General features: G+C 66.4%; 13 protein-coding genes and 1 pseudogene. 6 read left to right on the forward strand and 8 right to left on the reverse strand.

What is annotated here, in order from left to right; genetic code table 11:
• A pseudogene (locus A6A05_RS21860) lies at window positions 1–157 on the forward strand (IS4 family transposase); the annotation flags it as partial.
• 70 nt (window positions 158–227) lie between these two features.
• On the opposite strand, the gene typA reads toward A6A05_RS21860, so the two are convergent.
• Window positions 228–2039: a translational GTPase TypA gene (gene typA / locus A6A05_RS13015; RefSeq protein ID WP_068501792.1), complete on the reverse strand. Its 1812-nt coding sequence runs from the start codon at window positions 2037–2039 to the stop codon at window positions 228–230.
• A 44-nt stretch (window positions 2040–2083) separates the two neighbouring features.
• Window positions 2084–3076 carry an adenosine kinase gene (locus A6A05_RS13020; protein ID WP_068501795.1) on the reverse strand — a complete coding sequence of 331 codons (993 nt, stop codon included), beginning with the start codon at window positions 3074–3076 and terminating at the stop codon, window positions 2084–2086.
• Between the two features lie 124 nt (window positions 3077–3200).
• On the opposite strand from A6A05_RS13020, the gene A6A05_RS13025 reads away from it, so the two are divergent.
• The 3 genes from A6A05_RS13025 to A6A05_RS13035 all read left to right on the forward strand — a co-directional run bounded on the left by A6A05_RS13025 (window position 3201) and on the right by A6A05_RS13035 (window position 8558).
• A complete protein-coding gene (locus A6A05_RS13025) occupies window positions 3201–3875 on the forward strand; it encodes an EI24 domain-containing protein (RefSeq protein ID WP_068501850.1) in 675 nt (224 codons plus the stop codon).
• 191 nt (window positions 3876–4066) lie between these two features.
• Window positions 4067–6652, forward strand: coding sequence for a bifunctional aconitate hydratase 2/2-methylisocitrate dehydratase (acnB, locus tag A6A05_RS13030; RefSeq protein WP_068501796.1), 2586 nt, complete (start codon window positions 4067–4069; stop codon window positions 6650–6652).
• Window positions 6653–6791: 139 nt separating this feature from the next.
• Window positions 6792–8558 carry a DEAD/DEAH box helicase gene (locus tag A6A05_RS13035; RefSeq protein ID WP_068501798.1) on the forward strand — a complete coding sequence of 589 codons (1767 nt, stop codon included), beginning with the start codon at window positions 6792–6794 and terminating at the stop codon, window positions 8556–8558.
• A 32-nt stretch (window positions 8559–8590) separates the two neighbouring features.
• Here A6A05_RS13035 and A6A05_RS13040 read toward each other — a convergent pair whose 3' ends face one another.
• The 6 genes from A6A05_RS13040 to A6A05_RS13065 all read right to left on the reverse strand — a co-directional run bounded on the left by A6A05_RS13040 (window position 8591) and on the right by A6A05_RS13065 (window position 15662).
• Window positions 8591–10792: a SulP family inorganic anion transporter gene (locus A6A05_RS13040; RefSeq protein WP_068501802.1), complete on the reverse strand. Its 2202-nt coding sequence runs from the start codon at window positions 10790–10792 to the stop codon at window positions 8591–8593.
• An 87-nt stretch (window positions 10793–10879) separates the two neighbouring features.
• Window positions 10880–11257, reverse strand: coding sequence for a carboxymuconolactone decarboxylase family protein (locus tag A6A05_RS13045; RefSeq protein ID WP_068501805.1), 378 nt, complete (start codon window positions 11255–11257; stop codon window positions 10880–10882).
• 15 nt (window positions 11258–11272) lie between these two features.
• Entirely contained in the window at window positions 11273–13114 is a 1842-nt protein-coding gene (locus A6A05_RS13050) for a sensor histidine kinase (protein ID WP_068501810.1), read from the reverse strand.
• A gap of 9 nt (window positions 13115–13123) precedes the next feature.
• Complete coding sequence (locus A6A05_RS20915; protein WP_068501812.1) at window positions 13124–14131, reverse strand: ABC transporter substrate-binding protein; 1008 nt, start codon at window positions 14129–14131, stop codon at window positions 13124–13126.
• Window positions 14128–14619: a hypothetical protein gene (locus tag A6A05_RS20920; RefSeq protein WP_068501815.1), complete on the reverse strand. Its 492-nt coding sequence runs from the start codon at window positions 14617–14619 to the stop codon at window positions 14128–14130. The genes A6A05_RS20915 and A6A05_RS20920 overlap by 4 nt, the downstream gene beginning before the upstream one ends.
• 74 nt (window positions 14620–14693) lie before the next feature.
• Window positions 14694–15662, reverse strand: coding sequence for a DUF1848 domain-containing protein (locus tag A6A05_RS13065; RefSeq protein WP_245644295.1), 969 nt, complete (start codon window positions 15660–15662; stop codon window positions 14694–14696).
• A 121-nt stretch (window positions 15663–15783) separates the two neighbouring features.
• On the opposite strand from A6A05_RS13065, the gene dnaK reads away from it, so the two are divergent.
• On the forward strand, window positions 15784–17706 hold the full coding sequence (gene dnaK, locus A6A05_RS13070) for a molecular chaperone DnaK (RefSeq protein WP_068501822.1): 1923 nt from the start codon (window positions 15784–15786) through the stop codon (window positions 17704–17706).
• 62 nt (window positions 17707–17768) lie between these two features.
• The gene (gene dnaJ, locus A6A05_RS13075; protein WP_068501852.1) at window positions 17769–18914 is read left to right on the forward strand and encodes a molecular chaperone DnaJ; all 1146 of its coding nucleotides are present in this window, start codon (window positions 17769–17771) and stop codon (window positions 18912–18914) included.
• Window positions 18915–18934: the final 20 nt, after the last annotated feature.

Here is an 18934-nt window from a genome sequence, read left to right on the forward strand (position 1 = left end):
GCTGCGCCTGGCCCAGACGGCCCAGAAATTGGTCCAAAGCCCGCTTGCCTTTGCCCGTCTGGTCCGCGCCAACCTCATGCACCTGCGCCGCATCGACCGCCTAATCGGAGACGACCGCAGCCCCAGGGGCGCTCCCAATCAGATGGTGTTGCTATGAGCCCGAAAATTAAACCGGACAGCAGTGGGCCAAGCCCGGCCATGACGGAATGAAGCGAACCCCCGGGGGATTATTCCTCGGCGGAGCGGCTGGCCTTCTTGCGGTCGTTCGGATCGCGCAGGCGCTTCCTGAGGCGGATCGACTTCGGCGTCACTTCCACCAGCTCGTCGTCCTGGATGTAGGCGATGGCCTGTTCCAGGCTCATCTTGCGCGGCGGCGTCAGGCGCACCGCCTCGTCCTTGCCCGAGGCGCGGATGTTGGTCAGCTGCTTGGCCTTCAGCGGGTTGACCTCCAGGTCGTTGCCGCGCGAATGCTCACCGATGATCATGCCTTCATAGACCTTGACCTGCGGATTGATGAACATCGGGCCGCGATCTTCCAGGTTCCACAGCGCATAGGCCACCGCCTCGCCGCTGGCGTTCGAGATAAGCACGCCGTTGCGACGGCCCTCGATGGCGCCCTTGTAGGGGGCGTAACCGTGATAGACGCGGTTCATCAGGCCGGTGCCGCGGGTGTCGGTCAGGAACTCGCCGTGATAGCCGATCAAGCCGCGCGACGGCGCCAGGAAGGTGATGCGGGTCTTGCCGCCGCCGGTCGGGCGCATGCCGGTCAGCTCGGCCTTGCGGATGGTCATCTTTTCCACCACCACGCCCGAGAATTCCTCGTCGACGTCGACGAACACTTCCTCGATCGGTTCCAGGCGCTGGCCGTCCTCGGTCTTGAACAGCACGCGCGGACGCGACACCGACAATTCGAAGCCCTCGCGGCGCATGGTCTCGATCAGCACGCCCAGCTGCAGTTCGCCACGGCCGGCCACCTCGAAGGCGTCCTTGCTGTCCTGCTCGGTGATGCGGATGGCGACATTGGATTCCGCCTCGCGGAACAGGCGCGCGCCGATGACGCGGCTGGTGACCTTGTCGCCCTCGGTGCCGGCCAGCGGGGAATCGTTGACCGAGAAGATCATCGCCAGCGTCGGCGGGTCGATCGGCTGGGCCTTCAGGGGCTCGGTCACCTCGGCGGCGCAGATGGTGTCGGCGACGGTGACCTTGGTCATGCCGGCCAGGCAGACGATGTCGCCGGCTTCGGCCTGATCGACCGGCACCCGCTCGATGCCGCGGAACGACAGGATCTTCGAGGCGCGGAACTGCTCGACCACGCCGTCGCGGTTGATACCCTTGACCGGCATGTTCAGCTTCAAGATGCCGGTCTCGATGCGCCCGGTCAGGATGCGGCCCAGATAGGGGTCGGCTTCCAGGGTGGTGGCCAGCATCGAGAAGGGGGCGTCCAGATCGTGGTTGGGAGCCGGAACGTGCTTGAGGATCAGGTCGAACAGCGGCTCGAGCGAGTCCTTCGGGCCTTCCGGGGCCTCGGCGGCCCAGCCGTCGCGGCCGACCGCGAACAGGGTCGGGAAGTCCAGCTGCTCGTCGTTAGCATCCAGCGCGGCGAACAGATCGAAGCATTCGTCATGCACTTCGTGCGGGCGGGCGTCGCCGCGATCGACCTTGTTGACCACCACGATCGGCTTGAGCCCCAGGCCCAGCGCCTTGCCGGTGACGAACTTGGTCTGCGGCATCGGGCCTTCGGCCGCGTCCACCAGCACCACCACGCCATCGACCATCGACAAGATACGTTCCACCTCGCCGCCGAAATCGGCGTGGCCGGGGGTATCGACGATGTTGATGCGCACGCCCTTCCAATCGACCGAGGTGCACTTGGCCAGGATGGTGATGCCACGTTCCTTTTCCAGGTCGTTGGAATCCATCACCCGCTCGGCGACCTGCTGGTTTTCGCGGAAGGTGCCGGACTGCCGCAGCATGGCATCGACCAGGGTGGTCTTGCCATGGTCGACGTGGGCGATGATGGCGATGTTCCTAAGTTCCATGGGAGGTTCGTTTCTTGTCTTGAAGGGGATGGGGAAAAGCGCTCTCAGCCCAGCTTGGCGGCGGCCAACTTGGCCAAGGACTGCGCCGGGCGGGCGCCGATGTGGGAAATGATCTCGGCCGCGGCGATGCCGCCCAGACGAGCGCAGGTGGCCAGATCACGGCCTTGGGTGTAGCCGTGCAGGAAGCCGGCGGCGTAAAGGTCGCCGGCCCCGGTGGTATCGACCACATGATCGACCGGGTCGCAGCCGACGACGATGACGTCCTCGTCGGTCACCACCACCGAGCCCTTGGGGCCCCGGGTGATGGCCGCCACCTTGGCGTGGCCGCGCACGGCCCTGAGCGCCTGGTCGAAATCGTCGGTCGAGAACAACGACTGAATCTCGGCATCGTTGGAAAACAAGATATCGACATGGCCCGAGATCAATTCAAGGAACTCGGACCGGTGGCGATCGACGCAGAACGGGTCGGACAGCGACAGCGACACCTCGCGCCCCGCATCGTGGGCGACACCGGCGGCCTTGAGGAAGGCCTGCTTGGCCAGCGGCGGGTCGTACAGATAGCCTTCCAGATAGGTCACCATGGCGCCGGCAATGACGGCTTCGTCGACATCGTCGGGGCCGAATTCGATGCAGGCGCCCAGATAGGTCAGCATGGTGCGCTGAGCGTCGGGGGTGACCAGCACGAAGCAGCGCGCGGTGGCCGGGCCGTCGGCAGCGGCCATGGTCTCGAAGGTGGCGCCGGCATTCTTGATGTCGTGGGCGAACACCCGGCCCAGCTGGTCGTCCTTGACCTTGCCCATATAGGTGGCCTTGCCGCCCAGCGAGGCGATGCCGACGATGGTGTTGGCCGCCGATCCGCCCGAACATTCCAGGCCCGGCGGCAGCGAGGCGTAAATCCGCTCGGCCTCGGCGCTGTCGATCAGGGTCATGACGCCCTTGGTCAGGCCCAGGCGGGCCAGCAGCTCGTCCTCGGCGTGGACCAGCACGTCGACAATCGCGTTGCCGATACCGGCGACGTGGAAACGTGGTTCTGCCATGATCTTGATCTCGTGGTTCGCTGCGCGATATGGACGGAAGACACCTGCTCCCGACAAGCGGCGCAGTATATCCAGACCGCGTTCTGGAACAACATAAAAACGGCGTGACATATAAGGGATGACGATGATCGCGGCTTTGTTCAAGGCCTTCGCCCAACTTCCCGACCGCTCGCTGAACCGGGTTCTGGGTCGCGGCATCCTTGGCGCCCTGGCGATTTACATCGCTTTGGTCGCCGCTGTGTGGACCATCTTGTCGCAGGTCACCTTCTTCGCCGAGGCCTGGGCCGACATCGGCACCGGCCTGGCCTTGGGGCTGGCGGTGCTGGTGCTGCCCCTGCTGTTCTTCCCCGCGCTCGCCACCGCCATCATGAGCCCGATGCTGGACCAGGCCGCCGAAGCGGTCGAGGCCCGCCACTATCCGCACCTGGCCCCGGCCCGGCCGCAGCCCTGGACCGAAGCCTTGCTGACCACGCTGCGATTTTTGGCGGTGATGGTGGTGATCAACCTGCTGGCACTCCCTATATACGCGGTGCTGCTGCTGACCGGCCTGACCTTCATCCTGGTGACGGTGGTCAACGGCTACCTGCTGGGCCGCGAATATTTCGAGCTGGTGGCTTTGCGCCGGCTGGACCTGGCGACCGGGCGGCTGGTGTTCAAGAACAACCTGGGACGCCTGTGGCTGGCCGGTGCGGTGATCTCGGTGCTGTTCTCGGTGCCGCTGTTGAATCTGGCGGCACCGGTGATCGGCACCGCCTTCATGGTCCATGTGGTCCAGCGGCTGAAAGGGCCGATGGCGTAATCCGGCACCAGGGTCACGTCGTGGCGCCCGCGCCCGGTGAGGGCCCCTAAAAACGGGTAGGGGGTAGAAATTTACCCGCCCGAAGGGATAGCCAGGCTGGACTCGCGGGCAAAAATATGGTGTAAGCCAACGTCGCCGGATCACCATGCCCGGCGCAACCCTTGTCCTTGTTCCAAAGCGGAGGATATCCCGTGCTCGAAGCCTATCGTCAGCATGTTGCCGAACGCGCCGCCCTGGGGATCCCGCCGCTGCCGCTGACCGCCCAGCAGACCGAGGAATTGGTCGCGTTGCTGAAGAACCCGCCCAAGGGCGAGGAGCAGACCCTGGTCGAGCTGATCACCTATCGGGTGCCGGCCGGCGTCGATGATGCCGCTGGCGTCAAGGCCGCCTTCCTGGCCGAGATCGCCAAGGGCACCGCCACCAGCCCGCTGATCAGCAAGGTCAAGGCCACCGAATTGCTGGGCACCATGCTGGGCGGCTTCAACATCTCGCCGATGATCGAGCTGCTGGCCTGCCCCGAATGCGGCGCCGCCGCCGCCGAGGGCCTGAAGAAGACCCTGCTGGTGTTCGATTATTTCCACGACGTCAAGGCGCTGGCCGACAAGGGCAACGCCAATGCCACGGCGGTGATCCAGTCCTGGGCCGACGCCGAATGGTTCACCTCGCGCCCGGAAGTGCCGGCCAGCCTGACCGTCACCATCTTCAAGGTGTCGGGCGAGACCAACACCGACGATCTGTCGCCCGCTCCCGACGCCTGGAGCCGCCCCGATATCCCGCTGCACGCGCTGGCCATGCTGAAGAACCCGCGCCCGGGCATCGAGCCGGAAGAAGCCGGCGTGCGCGGCCCGGTCAAGTTCCTGGAAGATCTGCGCGCCAAGGGCAACCTGGTCGCCTATGTCGGCGACGTGGTCGGCACCGGCTCCAGCCGCAAGTCGGCCACCAACTCGGTGCTGTGGTTCACCGGCGAGGACATCCCCTTCGTCCCCAACAAGCGCTTCGGCGGCGTCTGCCTGGGCACCAAGATCGCGCCGATCTTCTACAACACCATGGAAGATGCCGGCGCCCTGCCCATCGAGCTGGACGTCAACCAGATGAACATGGGCGACGTGGTCGAGCTGCGCCCCTATGACGGCAAGGCCCTGAAGGACGGCAAGGTCATCGCCGAATTCACCGTCAAGTCCGACGTGATCTTCGACGAAGTGCGCGCCGGCGGCCGTATCCCGCTGATCATCGGTCGCGGCCTGACCTCCAAGGCCCGCGAGGCCCTGGGTCTGGCACCCAGCACCTTGTTCCGCCTGCCGGCCGTGCCGGCCGATACCGGCAAGGGCTACAGCCTGGCCCAGAAGATGGTCGGCCGCGCCTGTGGCCTGCCGGAAGGCAAGGGCATGCGCCCGGGCACTTATTGCGAACCCAAAATGACCACCGTCGGCAGCCAGGACACCACCGGCCCGATGACCCGCGACGAGTTGAAGGACCTGGCCTGCCTGGGCTTCTCGGCCGACATGGTGATGCAGTCCTTCTGCCACACCGCCGCCTATCCGAAGCTGGTGGACGTCAAGACCCACAAGGAACTGCCGGGCTTCATCTCGACCCGCGGCGGCGTCGCGCTTCGTCCCGGCGACGGCGTCATCCATTCCTGGCTGAACCGCCTGCTGCTGCCCGACACCGTCGGCACCGGCGGCGATTCCCACACCCGCTTCCCCATCGGCATCTCGTTCCCGGCCGGTTCGGGCCTGGTGGCGTTTGCCGCCGCCACCGGCGTCATGCCGCTGGACATGCCGGAATCGGTGCTGGTCCGCTTCAAGGGCACGCTGCAGCCGGGCGTCACCCTGCGTGACCTGGTCAACGCCATCCCGCTTTACGCCATTCGCGCCGGCCTGCTGACCGTCGAGAAGAAGGGCAAGAAGAACGTGTTCTCGGGCCGAATCCTGGAAATCGAAGGCCTGCCCGACCTGAAGGTGGAACAGGCGTTCGAGCTGACCGATGCGTCTGCGGAACGTTCGGCCGCCGGCTGCACGGTGCGCCTGAACAAGGAACCGATCATCGAGTACATGAACTCGAACATCACCCTGATGAAGTGGATGATCGCCGAGGGCTATGCCGATGCCCGCACCCTGGGCCGCCGCGTCAAGGCGATGGAAGCCTGGATCAAGGACCCGCAGCTGTTGGCCCCCGATTCCGACGCCGAATATGCCGCCATCATCGACATCGATCTGGCCGACATCAAGGAACCGATCGTCGCCTGCCCGAACGATCCCGACGACGTCAAGCTTTTGAGCGAAGTCGCCGGCGACAAGATCGACGAGGTGTTCATCGGCTCGTGCATGACCAATATCGGTCACTTCCGCGCCGCCGGTAAGGTGCTGGACGGCAAGTCCGACATCCCGACCCGCCTGTGGATCGCGCCGCCCACCAAGATGGACGCCATGATCCTGAACGAGGAAGGCTATTACAGCGTGCTGGGCAAGGCCGGCGCCCGCATGGAAATGCCCGGCTGTTCGTTGTGCATGGGTAACCAAGCCCAGGTGCGCAAGGGTTCGACCGCGATGTCGACCTCGACCCGCAACTTCCCCAACCGTCTGGGCATCGACACCCGCGTCTATCTGGGTTCCGCCGAACTGGCCGCCGTTTGCGCCCTGATGGGCAAGATCCCGACTCCGGCCGAATATCTGGCCCAGGTCGCGGTGGTCAACGACAAGGCCAAGGACGTCTATCGCTACATGAATTTCGACCAGATTGCCGTCTTCAAGGAAATCGCCGACGGCGTCACGGTCTAACCGGACAGACCAATAAGAAGAGCGCTCAGCCTTGAGCCCCCGCCGGGAAACCGGCGGGGGTCTTGTTTTTTCCCCACCCATGGCACGGAAAGTGTTATGGCTTCGCCTTGCCCCCCGAAATGAAAGCAATTGTTCCGTCATGGACGTCTTCACCCCCGATCATCCCCTGAGCCTGGCCCTGGCCGAGCGCGCCTATACCGAACTGACTGACGTGCAAGGCGCGGTGCTTGACCCCGTGGCCGAGGGCCGCGACCTCTTGGTGTCGGCCCAGACCGGATCGGGCAAGACCGTGGCCTATGGCCTGGCGCTGGCCGACACCTTGCTGGACGGAATGCCGACCCTGGGGGCGGCCGGTGACCCGCTGGCCCTGGTGGTCGCGCCGACCCGCGAACTGGCCCTGCAGGTCAGCCGCGAGCTGACCTGGCTGTACGCCAAGGCCGGCGCCCGGGTGGTCGCCTGTGTCGGCGGCATGGATCCGCGCGCCGAGCAGCGCCTGCTGGCGCAAGGGGTGCACATCGTGGTCGGCACGCCGGGCCGTCTGCGCGACCATCTCGAACGCGGAGCGCTGCGCATCCGCCATCTGCAGGCGGTGGTGCTGGACGAAGCCGACGAAATGCTCGACATGGGTTTCCGCGAGGACCTGGAATTCATCCTGGAAGCCACGCCGGCCGAGCGGCGCACGTTGCTGTTCTCGGCGACGCTGCCCAAGGATATCGTCGCGATGGCGAAACGATATCAGCGCAACGCCTGGCGCATCGCCATCGCCGCCGGCAAGCAGGGCCATGCCGACATCGAGTACCGAGCGGTGCGGGTCGCCCCCAACGAGACCGAGCATGCGGTGGTCAACATCCTGCGCTATATCGAATCGCCCACCGCCATGGTGTTCTGCAACACCCGCGAATCGGTGCGCCACCTGCAGGCGATCCTGCTGGAACGCGGCTTTTCCGCCGTCGGCCTGTCCGGCGAGATGAGCCAGGCCGAGCGCAACCGCGCCCTTCAATCCCTGCGCGACGGCCGCGCCCGGGTGTGCGTCGCCACCGATGTCGCGGCGCGCGGCATCGACCTGCCCAATCTGGGCCTGGTCATCCATGCCGAATTGCCGCAAAACGCCGAGACCTTGCAGCATCGGTCGGGCCGCACCGGGCGCGCCGGCAAGAAGGGCATCAGCGCGCTTCTGGTGCTGCTGTCGCGGCGTCGCCGCGCGGAAGGCCTGTTGAACGCCGCCGGCGTCACCGCCACCTGGAGCGGTGCGCCCGCCGCCGACGAGATCCTGCAGCTGGACCAGGAACGTCTGCTGAAACATCCGCTGCTGACGGAAGAGCCCGACGAGGCCGACCTGGCCATGGCCACCGCCCTGCTGGCCGAGCGCCCGCCCGAGGCCATCGCGGCGGCTTTGGTCAAGATGTACCGCGCCCACCTGCCGGCCGCCGAGGAAGTGTTCGACCCGGGCTCGGGTCCGGCCCCCATGGGCGAGCGGCCGGAACGCGCGCCCCGTGGCGAACGCCCGCCGCAGCTGGAAGGCGGCGGGGTGTGGTTCCGCCTGAATGTCGGGCGCCAGAAGAACGCCGACCCGCGCTGGCTGATCCCGCTGATCTGCCGCCAGGGCAAGATCACCAAGGCCGAGATCGGCGCCATCCGCATCTTCGAGCGCGACACCCGCTTCGAGATCGAGGCCGCCGCCGCCGATCGCTTCCGCGCGGCATTGGCCCATGCCGACCGCACCGATGTCCGCATCGAACTGGCCGACAACCAGGGTGCCGGCGGCCCGCCGCCGCCGCGTGAGTCCCACGGCCCGCGCAAAGCCCGACCGGAAGGGGCGCGGCCCGAAGGCAAGAAGCCGGGCGGCTTCATCAAGACGCCGTGGAAGGCCAAGGACGGCGCCAAGAAGAAGCCGACGCCGCGTTGACACCGACGGTTCGAAACCGTCGCCCGCCGGCTTCACGCCTGCAGGGCGCGCAGCTCGGCGTTGGTGTAGCGCAGGCGGGCGGCCAGCACGCTGGCCAGCCCTTCCATCATGTTGAGCGCGATCTTCTTGTGGCTGTCGGTGAAGGCGTCGAACTGTTGGCGTGACAGAACGTAAAGATCGACGTCGCTGAAGGCGACGGCGTTGGCCGAGCGGGCCTCGCCGTCCAGGAAGGCCATCTCGCCGAAAAAGGCGCCGCGCCCGAAGGTGGCGAGGTGATGTATCTGGCCCTGGCCCACCGGCAGGACGATGCGCACCGACCCCTTGCGGATCAGGTAAAGCTCGTCGCCATGGTCGCCGATCGAGAAGATCACCTCGCCGGCGGCGACGTGGCGTTTCTCCATCTGGACCTCGAGCTCGGCCAGGGTCTCGCGCTTGCGGGCGGCGAACAGCTCGATCTCGAACAGTTCCAGCGGAATTTCGTCGTTGTGGGCCAGCGCCGCCTCGGCGATCAGCTGGTCCTCGACCCATTCCATCGCCTCGTTCAGTTCGGCGAAGGCGCGCACCTTGTGGCTGGACCGCACCAGCCCGACCTGATCGAAATAATCCTCCATGTCCTTGCCGGACGGCACATGCTTGGGGATGCGCGAGAAGATCAGCATGCCGCCGCGCTCGCCCAGCATGTCCTTGATCTGATCCAGCATGTGGGCGGCGGTGATATCGACCGCCTGGACCCGGCGCATGTCGAGAATCAGGTATTTGCGCCGTTTCAAATCGGCTTCCAGCGCGTGGTAAAGCTGGCTGGTGGTGCCGAAGAACAGACTGCCCTGCAGCTCGACGATGGCGGTCTGGCCGCCTTTTTCGGTCAGGATGTCGCGTTCCGCCTGGACCCGGACCCGCTTCGAGAAGGTCTGGTCGCCGGAAACGATGGCGCGGACCACCGAGCCATGCACCTGTTCGCGAATGAACAGCAGCACCGCCAGCACCACGCCGACGCCCGAGGCGACGATCAGGCTGATGGTCAGGGCGCAGGCGATCACCGCCGCGATCACCGCGAAATCCAGCACGGTGGCGCGATGCTTCAAAAAGCCCAGGCTGTGCCAGTCGATCATCCGGACGCCGATCACCAGCAAGATGCCCGACAGCGACGCCACCGGCACCCAGCTGATCAGGTTGGCCAGCAAGACGAAGGCGATCAGGGCGGCGATTCCCTCGACCAGGCCGGACAGCTTGGTGGTGGCGCCGCTCGACATGTTGACCAGGGTCGCACCCATGGTGCCGGCCCCGGGCACGCCGCCCAGGGCGGCCGCCGCCAGATTGCCCAGGCCCTGGCCCAGAAGCTCGCGGTTGGAATCGTGGCGGGTCCGGGTCAGGGCGTCCAGCACCACGCAGGTCTTCAAGGTGTCGATGGACAGCAGCACCGCCAGGGTCAAGGCCGGCAGCACCAGATCGCGCAGCGCGTTGAAGCCCAATTGTCCCAGGGCGTTCCAGCGGTCGGAAAAGGCTTCGATCAGCCCGCCGCCCTCGCCGCCGCCCAGCGCGCCGACCACGAACTTGTTGCCCTCCAGGGTCAACAGCGCCGGATCGGCCAGACCCAGCGTCAGATAGGTGGCGATGCCGGCCGCCAGGCCAAGGACCGGGGCCGGCACTTTCTTGGTGATCTTCGGCGCGGTCAGCATGACGGCGATGGTGGCGCCGCCGACCACCATGCCCTGCCAGCGCCACATCTCGGGCGAGCCCAACGCCCCCCAGAAGCCGGTGCCCTTGGGCAGGCCCAGGAAGCGCGGCAGCTGGCTGGCGATGATGATCATGCCGACGCCGCTTAAGTATCCGCTGACCACCGGATAGGGCATGTACTTGATCAGGCGGCCCAGACTGAGGGCCCCCATCAGCAGCTGCAGGCCGCCGGCCATCAGGCCCATCAGCGCCAGCAGCAACAGGCCCAGCTCGGGGCTGCCGCCGCGGCTCATATGGTCGATGGCGAAGGCGCCCAGCACCGCCGCCGCCGGGGCGCACGGCGCGCTGATCAGCCGGTTGGTACCGCCGAACAAAGGCGCCAGCAGGCCCAGCGCCACGGTGCCCAGGATGCCGGCCACCGCGCCCTGCGCCCCGTACTGGGCGCCCAGCACCGAATAGATGGTGACGCCGAAGGCGATGGCCGACGGCAGGGCCACCAACATGGCGGCGGTCCCGCCCCACACATCGCCCAGCAGGTTTTCCGACTTCCAGGACTTCATGGCAGCCCCTCCCCGCCCGCCTTGACGGCGGGCTTTCCATCCCGGATCAGGCTACACCAACTTTCTAGGTAATGTTACCGATCTGTTTCAGCCGAAAGCATCGGGCAAGGCCTCGCGGGCAAGGCGAATGGCCTCTTCGGCGGCGGGGGCGCCGCAATAGAGCGCGGCCTGCAGCAAGACCTCGCGCAGCTCGGCCGGACTGGCGCCGTTATTGATGGCGCCGGCCAGATGCAGTTTCAGAGCATGCGGCCGGTTCAGCGCGATCAGCATGGCCACGGTGACCAGCGAGCGGGTACGCCGGTCCAGCTCGGGCCGGCCCCAGACCTCGCCCCAGCCATAGCGCACCATCAGATCCTGGAACGGTTCGGACCAGCCGTCCAGCGAGCCGGCCACCCGGTCGGCATGGGCGTCGCCCAAAATCTCGCGGCGCTTCTGCAGGCCCCGGTCTCGGGCGGAATCGGACATCGGCGGCTCCTGGGATCAGCGGGATTTCGGCAAGGTGAAGTGGATCGAGCAGCCCACCCCCGGGCGGCCCTCGGCCCAGATTCGGCCACCATGATAGTCGATGATCTTCTTGGCCAACGCCAGACCGACGCCGACCCCTTCATATTCCTCGGGATCGACGACTCGCTGGAAGATGCCGAAAATGCGCTCGGCATAGGCCTGCTCGAAACCGATGCCGTTGTCGGCGATGGTGAACCGCCATTCGGGGCCGCCATCGGCGCAGGTGATGGCGATGGTCAAGGGCCGGGCCGGATCACGGAACTTGATGGAGTTCTCCAGCAGGTTCTGGACCACCATGGTCAGCTCGGCCTCGATTCCGGTCACCGTCGGCATCGCGGGGCCCGGCGTCACGGTGGCGCCGGCATCCATCAAGGCGCCGGCCAGGTTCTGCCGCGCCTCGTCGACCACCTTGGCGAAGGCAACGTCGTCGAAGCCGCTGTCGGCCGAGCCGATGCGGGCATAGTCCAGCAGGCCGCCGATCAGGGCGTACATCCGCCGGGCGCCAAGAATGGTGTAGGTCATGAATTCCCTGAGATCGCCGTCGATGTCGGGACCCAGGCGGCGCTCGATCAGGTCGATATACATGCTGATGGTGCGCAACGGCTCGCGCAGATCGTGCGAGGCGACCCAGGCGAAACTTTGCAGATCGGCGTTGGCGCGCTGCAGGATGCGGGCCTGGTCCTCGAGGCGGCGATTGCCCTCGCGCAATTGCGTCTCGGCCAGCTTGCGGGCGGTGACGTCTTCGAACACCGTGATGAAATAAAGGGCACGCCCGGCCGAATCGCGCGCCAGGGCGGTGGTGACGCGGGCGATGACCGTCTCGCCGTTTTGATGACGATAGGCGATTTCCCACGATCGGCTGGCACAATCGCCGGCCAGGATCGCGCGGGCGGCCAGGGTGTCGGGCCGCTGGGCCGGATCGACGGTGAATAACGGATAGCCGCCGGCGACCAGGCAATCATGGTCGTAGCCCAGGATGTCGCTCAGGCAATGGTTGACGTCCAACCAGGTCCCGTCGGGAGCGACCATGGCCATGCCCACCGCGGCCTGCTCGAACACCGTGCGGAACCGTTCGGCCATGGATTCCAGCTCGACGCGTCCGGCTTCCTGCTGGTCCAGCAATTGGTTGAAGGTGGCGCAAATGGTGCCGATCTCGTTGTCGTCGGCCACGTTGGCGCGGGCCGGCACGCCCTGGCGCAGGCTTTCGATGGTGGTCTCCAGGCCCTCGAGCGGGGTCAGGATGACTTTGTGGAAGCGGACGAACACCAGGCCGACGAACAGGATCATCGCCGCGCTGAACAGACCGAAGATAGCAAGTTGGCGTTCCTTGGCGGAATCATAGGCATGGCGCGCGATGCGATCGGACGCCGACTTGATCTCGCGCAGCGACGCCTGCAGCTGGGTGGATTCCTGGAACAATTGCGAGCGCAGGATCGCGGTGACATTGGTGTCGTTGCCGTTGCCGCGCGCCTCGCTCAGGCGGTCCAGCAGCGGATGGAGCGCGGTAAAGCGATAGAACAGCGCGTCGATCATCGGTGCGACCGGCGAATCGGCGGCCAGGCGAACCGGCTTCATCGCCTCGGCCACCTCCTCGACCTGGCTGTGCCATTGCCTGATGGCGCGGGGTTCGCCGTACAGCAGGATCTCGTGGGTCAGCTGGACCAGTTGGACCCCCTCGGTAACGACGCGGTCAAGCTGTTCGCTGCGCGAGGTGTCGGCGAAAAAGGCATGTTGGCTATAAGCGAAGCCGGCGATGGCCAGCGCGGTCAGGAAGGCGCCGATCAGCAGGACCAGTCGGAAGCCGAGCTTGATATCCACTGACCCGTCCTATCGCGTGAAGATGCCGACTGCGTCCGGCTTGACCGCCCGCAACGGCTCGGGGTGGATGGTGTCGGCGAAGGTCGGGCGCGTGCCCTTGGTGTCGGCCTGGGCCAGCCAGCGCGCCTCGGCTTCCATGGCCGCCAAGATTTCCTGCGGCAGGCTGACCGCCAATTGCATGCGCGGCCACAAAATGTCGAGGTATGCCGGATCAAGGGCGAAGCGCTCGGCCAGAGTGGCCTTGGCCTGATCGGGATTGGCCCGCACCCATTGCTCGGCCAGGATCAGCCCTTTCAGCAGCTTGCGGATGGCGTCGGCCCGCGGCGCGATCTCGGCCTCGCGGGTCACCAGCAGCAGGTGCGCCTCGGTGCCGCCATCCATCAGCCGCACCGCGTTGGCGCCCAGCGCCTTTTCGATGGCCGTCACGTGGGGTTGCCACACGATGGCGGCGTCGATCTGCCCGGCGGTCACCGCCTCGACCAGCGGCTTGGGCGCCAGGTCGACGATGGTCACGTCGCGCATCGACAGTCCCTGCAGGGCCAGGAACACCATCAGGTTATGTTCGGCCGACGAGGTGGCCGGAACGCCGATCCGCTTGCCGCGAAGATCGCCGGGAACCAGGATGTTGCGATCGCGCCGGGCCACCAGGCCCTTGTTCCAATATCGGCAGATGTCGGCCAGGATGCGCAGGTCCGGCTCGGTGAAGCTGCGCTTGGCCACCACCAGATCGGCGGCGGTGGCGATATCGACCTCGCCGGCCCGCAGGGCCTCCATCGCGGCATTGCCCGACGGATAGGCCTTCATATCGACCTCGAGCCCGACCTTGCGGAAAAACCCCTTGTCGCGGGCGATCCATTCCAACGCCCCGACATCGCCGTCATAGGCGGCCAGACGGATGTGATCAACCTTGCCAGGCCCCAAGATGTCCAGCCCGGCCTGGTTGGCCACCACCGTCAAGCCGCCCAGCCCGATCAGGGCCAGGATGGCCAGCAGCAGACGGCGCCGGGCTCGGTTCATGGTGGCCCCGCGAAAGCGACGGTGACCGCCGGGTCCGAACCCTGGACGCCGCCCAGGCTGAGCAGATCGCCGGTCCCAGGCGGCTGTCCGGTCGGCGTGCCCTCGGTCATCAGGTCGGGCAGTTCGACGAACGGCACCAGGGCGGCATCCTTGACCACCACCACGAAATCGGCCTCGTAGCGCGGCCTGGCGCCGAAATTTGCCGGAACGACCGCGCCGCTGGTCACCATCTGGCCGGCCACGCCGAACCGCTTTTGGGAATCGGGATTGGTGAACAACGCCTTGTAGCCGACGCGCGGACCCAGGACCGGCGGCAATTCCGGGATCAGGCGGCCCAGCGCGCACTGGGCGTCGGCTTCGGTGATGGTCTTGCCGAAGCCACGGCTGGGAATCTTGGCGGCGAATTCGGCGACATGGGCGGTGACCTGGGCTGCGTCGGGACAGCCGGCCACGGCCGAGGGCGAGCCCAGAACGACAAGACCGGCCATGAGACATCGCCCGGCGAATCGCATGGCGGCACCTCCCCTCCACCAAACCTTCCATAAAAATACAGTGAATAAGGTTAAGGCGAAAGTGCCGTGTTCGCCGCGCCGCCCGGACCGGAAATCAGGCATTCCCCATCGGAAACGTGGGCATGGTAGCGCCGCTTGGCCAAGGCGCGCGACCCCACCGCATAGCAATAGCAGCAGCCATGCGGGCAGGTATCATACTGGCCGATGTCGCGGCTTTCATGGCAGGCGCAATCGGGGCGGTTGCCCTTCACGCGGGCCTTGATGGTGCGGGGCCGGCCCCAACCGGCGGCGACATCTTCCAGGCGGCGGGCGTCGATGCAGGCCGCCGGCCGGGTGCCGGCCACGTTATAGGCCGATTGCGAACAGACACTGAGGGTCAGGCCCCGCTCGGCGGCCAGCGCGGCCAACGCGGCGGCCAGGCGGCACTTGTCCTGGTCGGGCGGATCGGACCAGGTGAAGCCGTGCGCCCTGGCCGCCACATCAAGGTTGCGGGCACTCTTGCGGTAGATGGTGGCGAACGAGATCTGGCATTCGTCGATGGTTCCGGCCAGGCGGTCGGCCAGGCGAGCGAAACTGTCGCGGTGAAAGCCGTCCGGCGTGACCGAGGTGAAGACGATCGGGTCATAGCGCCACACCACGGCGCGCGGCCCGAACTCGGCCGCCACCGCCAGCATGGATTCGATGGCGCGGTCGGGCTCGATCACCGCCGCCTCCAGGGCGCGCGGATAGCCGGTGACGGTGTGGCTGACCACGAAGGGGATGCCCGCCTCGCGCACCAGCCGAAGCACCGGCAGAAAGGGCCGGATGTTGCGGGTCCAGAACACGAAACCATCGACGCCATCGCGCAAGGATACCAGCCCGTCCGGCCCGCCATAGGGATTGGGCACGCGGGCGTGGCCCGCCTTGAAGCGGTGGATGAACCAGTCGCCGTAAAAGGCGGGAATATCGGTGCGGAAGCTGGCCGAGACGATCATTCGCCGATTGTCGGCAAGCCTTTGCGGCCTGGCAAGGATTTGCATTGTTGCAGGCATCCATCCCCACCCTATATAAGGCGCGAGAAGGCGTCCCCCCATTCCCGTCGGGCGGACGCCGCCGGATTTTTCGGACCGCACCAAGGCGGCCTGAGCGCGAGAGGACGACATGAGCAAAGTTATCGGTATCGACCTGGGCACCACCAATTCCTGCGTCGCGGTGATGGAAGGCAAAAGCGCCCGCGTCATCGAGAACGCCGAAGGCATGCGCACCACGCCGTCGATGGTGGCTTTCGCCGATTCCGGCGAGCGCCTCGTCGGCCAGCCAGCCAAGCGTCAGGCGGTGACCAACCCGACCAACACCTTGTTCGCCATCAAGCGCCTGATCGGGCGCCGCTTCGAGGACCCGATCACCAAGAAGGACATGAACCTGGTCCCCTATCACATCGTCAACGGCGACAATGGCGATGCGTGGGTCGAGGCCGGCGACAAGAAGCAGAGCCCCAGCCAGATTTCCGCCTTCATCCTGATGAAGATGAAGGAAACCGCCGAAGCCTATCTGGGCGAGGCCGTGACCCAGGCCGTCATCACCGTTCCGGCCTATTTCAACGACGCCCAGCGCCAGGCCACCAAGGATGCCGGCCGCATCGCCGGCCTGGAAGTGCTGCGCATCATCAACGAGCCGACCGCCGCCGCCCTGGCCTATGGCATGGAAAAGAAGGGCACCGGCATCGTCGCGGTCTATGACCTGGGTGGCGGCACTTTCGACGTCTCGGTGCTGGAAATCGGCGACGGCGTGTTCGAGGTCAAGTCGACCAACGGCGACACCTTCCTGGGCGGCGAGGATTTCGACGCCCGCATCATCGATTACCTGGCCGACGAGTTCAAAAAGGAGCAGGGCATCGACCTGCGCGGTGACCGCCTGGCCCTGCAGCGCCTGAAGGAAGCCGCCGAGAAGGCCAAGATCGAGCTGTCGTCCTCGATGCAGACCGAGGTCAACCTGCCGTTCATCACCGCCGACGCCTCGGGCCCGAAGCATCTGAACATCAAGCTGACCCGCTCGAAGCTGGAAGCCCTGGTCGAGGATCTGGTCGCCCGCACGGTCGAGCCCTGCAAGGCGGCGCTGAAGGATGCAGGCCTCAAGGCCAGCGAGATCGACGAGGTCATCCTGGTCGGCGGCATGACCCGCATGCCCAAGATCCAGGAAGTGGTGAAGGAATTCTTCGGCCGCGAGCCCCACAAGGGCGTCAACCCCGACGAGGTGGTCGCCGTCGGCGCCGCCATCCAGGGCGGCGTGCTGAAGGGCGAGGTCAAGGACGTCCTGCTGCTCGACGTCACCCCCCTTTCGCTCGGCATCGAGACCCTGGGCGGCGTGTTCACCCGCCTGATCGACCGCAACACCACCATCCCCACCCGCAAGAGCCAGGTGTTCTCGACCGCCGAGGACAACCAGACCGCCGTCACCATCCGCGTCTTCCAGGGCGAGCGCGAGATGGCCGCCGACAACAAGATCCTGGGCCAGTTCGACCTGATGGGCATTCCGCCGGCGCCGCGCGGCGTGCCGCAGGTCGAGGTGACCTTCGACATCGACGCCAACGGCATCGTCAACGTGTCGGCCAAGGACAAGGCCACCAACAAGGAACAGCAGATCCGCATCCAGGCCTCGGGCGGCCTGTCGGACGGCGACATCGAGCGCATGGTCAAGGAAGCCGAGGCCCATGCCGCCGAGGACCGCAAGCGCAAGGACGCCGTCGAGGCCCGCAACCAGGCCGATTCGCTGATCCACTCGACCGAAAAGAGCGTCAAGGAATTCGGCGACAAGGCCGACCCTGCGCTCAAGAAGGACATCGAAACCGCCATCGCCTCCTTGCGCGAAGTGATGGACGGCGAGGACGCCGAAGCCATCAAGACCCGCACCGACGCCCTGATGCAGGCTTCGATGAAGCTGGGCGAGGCGATGTACAAGGCCCAGGAAGCCGCAGGTGCCGCCGAGGCCGAGGCCGGTGCCGGTGCCGCCGACCAGGGCGGCCCGGACGGCAAGGTCGTGGACGCCGACTTCGAGGAAGTCGACGGCGACAAGAAGCACAAGTAAGCAGACCTCCCCGCCCCGGGATGAAGCCGGGGCGGGGAAACTGATTCGGGGTGGCCGGCGGCATGAGCAAACGCGATTATTACGAGGTTCTGGGGGCCGAGAAGGGCGCCTCGGCGGACGATCTGAAGAAGGCCTATCGCAAGCTGGCGATGCTCTATCACCCGGATCGCAACCCGGATGATCCGTCAGCCGCCGACAAGTTCAAGGAATTGAACGAAGCCTATGACGTCTTGAAGGACGAGCAGAAGCGCGCCGCCTATGACCGCTTCGGCCACGCCGCCTTCGATGGCGGCCGCGGCGGCCCGGGCGGCGGCTTTTCCGGCTTCGAGGCCGGCGGCGGCGGCTTCTCGGACCTGTTCGAGGAGATGTTCGGCGAGTTCATGGGCGGCGGCCGGCGCGGCCAGTCCCAGGGCCGCGGCACCGATCTGCGCTTCAACATGGAAATCAGCCTGGAAGAGGCCTATGCCGGCAAGGCGGCCACCGTCACGGTGCCGTCCTCGGCCCCGTGCGATGCCTGCAACGGCACCGGCGGCAAGGACGGCGCCCAGCCGGTGGCCTGCACCACCTGTCACGGCGCCGGCAAGGTCCGGGCCCAGCAGGGTTTCTTCACCATCGAACGCACCTGCCCGACCTGTCAGGGCATGGGCCGGGTGATCAAGGACCCGTGCCGGGTGTGCTCGGGCGCCGGGCGGGTCCGCAAGGACAAGACCCTGAACGTCACCATTCCGCCGGGTGTCGAGGACGGCACCCGCATCCGCCTGGCCGGCGAGGGCGAGGCCGGCATGCGCGGCTCGCCGCCGGGCGATCTTTACCTGTTCCTGTCGATCCGGGCACATCGTCTGTTCCAAAGGGACGGCGCCAACATCTATTGCCGGGTGCCGATTCCGATGACGGTGGCGGCGCTGGGCGGCAGTATCGAGGTGCCGACCATCGAGGGCACCATGACCAAGGTATCGATCCCGGCCGGCACCCAGACCGGCAACCAGTTCCGCCTGAAGAACAAGGGCATGAGCGTGCTGCGCAGCCCGGCACGCGGCGACATGTTCATCCAGGCGATGGTCGAGATCCCGGTCAACCTGACCGCCCGCCAGCGCGAGCTGCTGGAGGAGTTCGATCGTGCCGGCGACGACGACACCGCCAAGCACAGCCCGGAATCCCACGGCTTCTTCTCGAAGGTCAAGGAGCTGTGGAAGGATCTGACCGAGTAGGCGGGGGTTCCCTCGCTGGA

It is taken from the genome of Magnetospirillum moscoviense (genome assembly GCF_001650635.1).
GTDB classification, from domain to species: Bacteria; Pseudomonadota; Alphaproteobacteria; order Rhodospirillales; family Magnetospirillaceae; genus Magnetospirillum; species Magnetospirillum moscoviense.

Coding starts and splice junctions, on each gene's coding strand:
- typA (WP_068501792.1), bottom strand. CDS start 2,039: ATGGAACTTAGGAACATCGCCATCATCGCCCACGTCGACCATGGCAAG.
- A6A05_RS13020 (WP_068501795.1), bottom strand. CDS start 3,076: ATGGCAGAACCACGTTTCCACGTCGCCGGTATCGGCAACGCGATTGTC.
- A6A05_RS13025 (WP_068501850.1), top strand. CDS start 3,201: ATGATCGCGGCTTTGTTCAAGGCCTTCGCCCAACTTCCCGACCGCTCG.
- A6A05_RS13035 (WP_068501798.1), top strand. CDS start 6,792: ATGGACGTCTTCACCCCCGATCATCCCCTGAGCCTGGCCCTGGCCGAG.
- A6A05_RS13040 (WP_068501802.1), bottom strand. CDS start 10,792: ATGAAGTCCTGGAAGTCGGAAAACCTGCTGGGCGATGTGTGGGGCGGG.
- A6A05_RS13045 (WP_068501805.1), bottom strand. CDS start 11,257: ATGTCCGATTCCGCCCGAGACCGGGGCCTGCAGAAGCGCCGCGAGATT.
- A6A05_RS20915 (WP_068501812.1), bottom strand. CDS start 14,131: ATGAACCGAGCCCGGCGCCGTCTGCTGCTGGCCATCCTGGCCCTGATC.
- A6A05_RS20920 (WP_068501815.1), bottom strand. CDS start 14,619: ATGGCCGGTCTTGTCGTTCTGGGCTCGCCCTCGGCCGTGGCCGGCTGT.
- A6A05_RS13065 (WP_245644295.1), bottom strand. CDS start 15,662: ATGCAAATCCTTGCCAGGCCGCAAAGGCTTGCCGACAATCGGCGAATG.
- dnaK (WP_068501822.1), top strand. CDS start 15,784: ATGAGCAAAGTTATCGGTATCGACCTGGGCACCACCAATTCCTGCGTC.
- dnaJ (WP_068501852.1), top strand. CDS start 17,769: ATGAGCAAACGCGATTATTACGAGGTTCTGGGGGCCGAGAAGGGCGCC.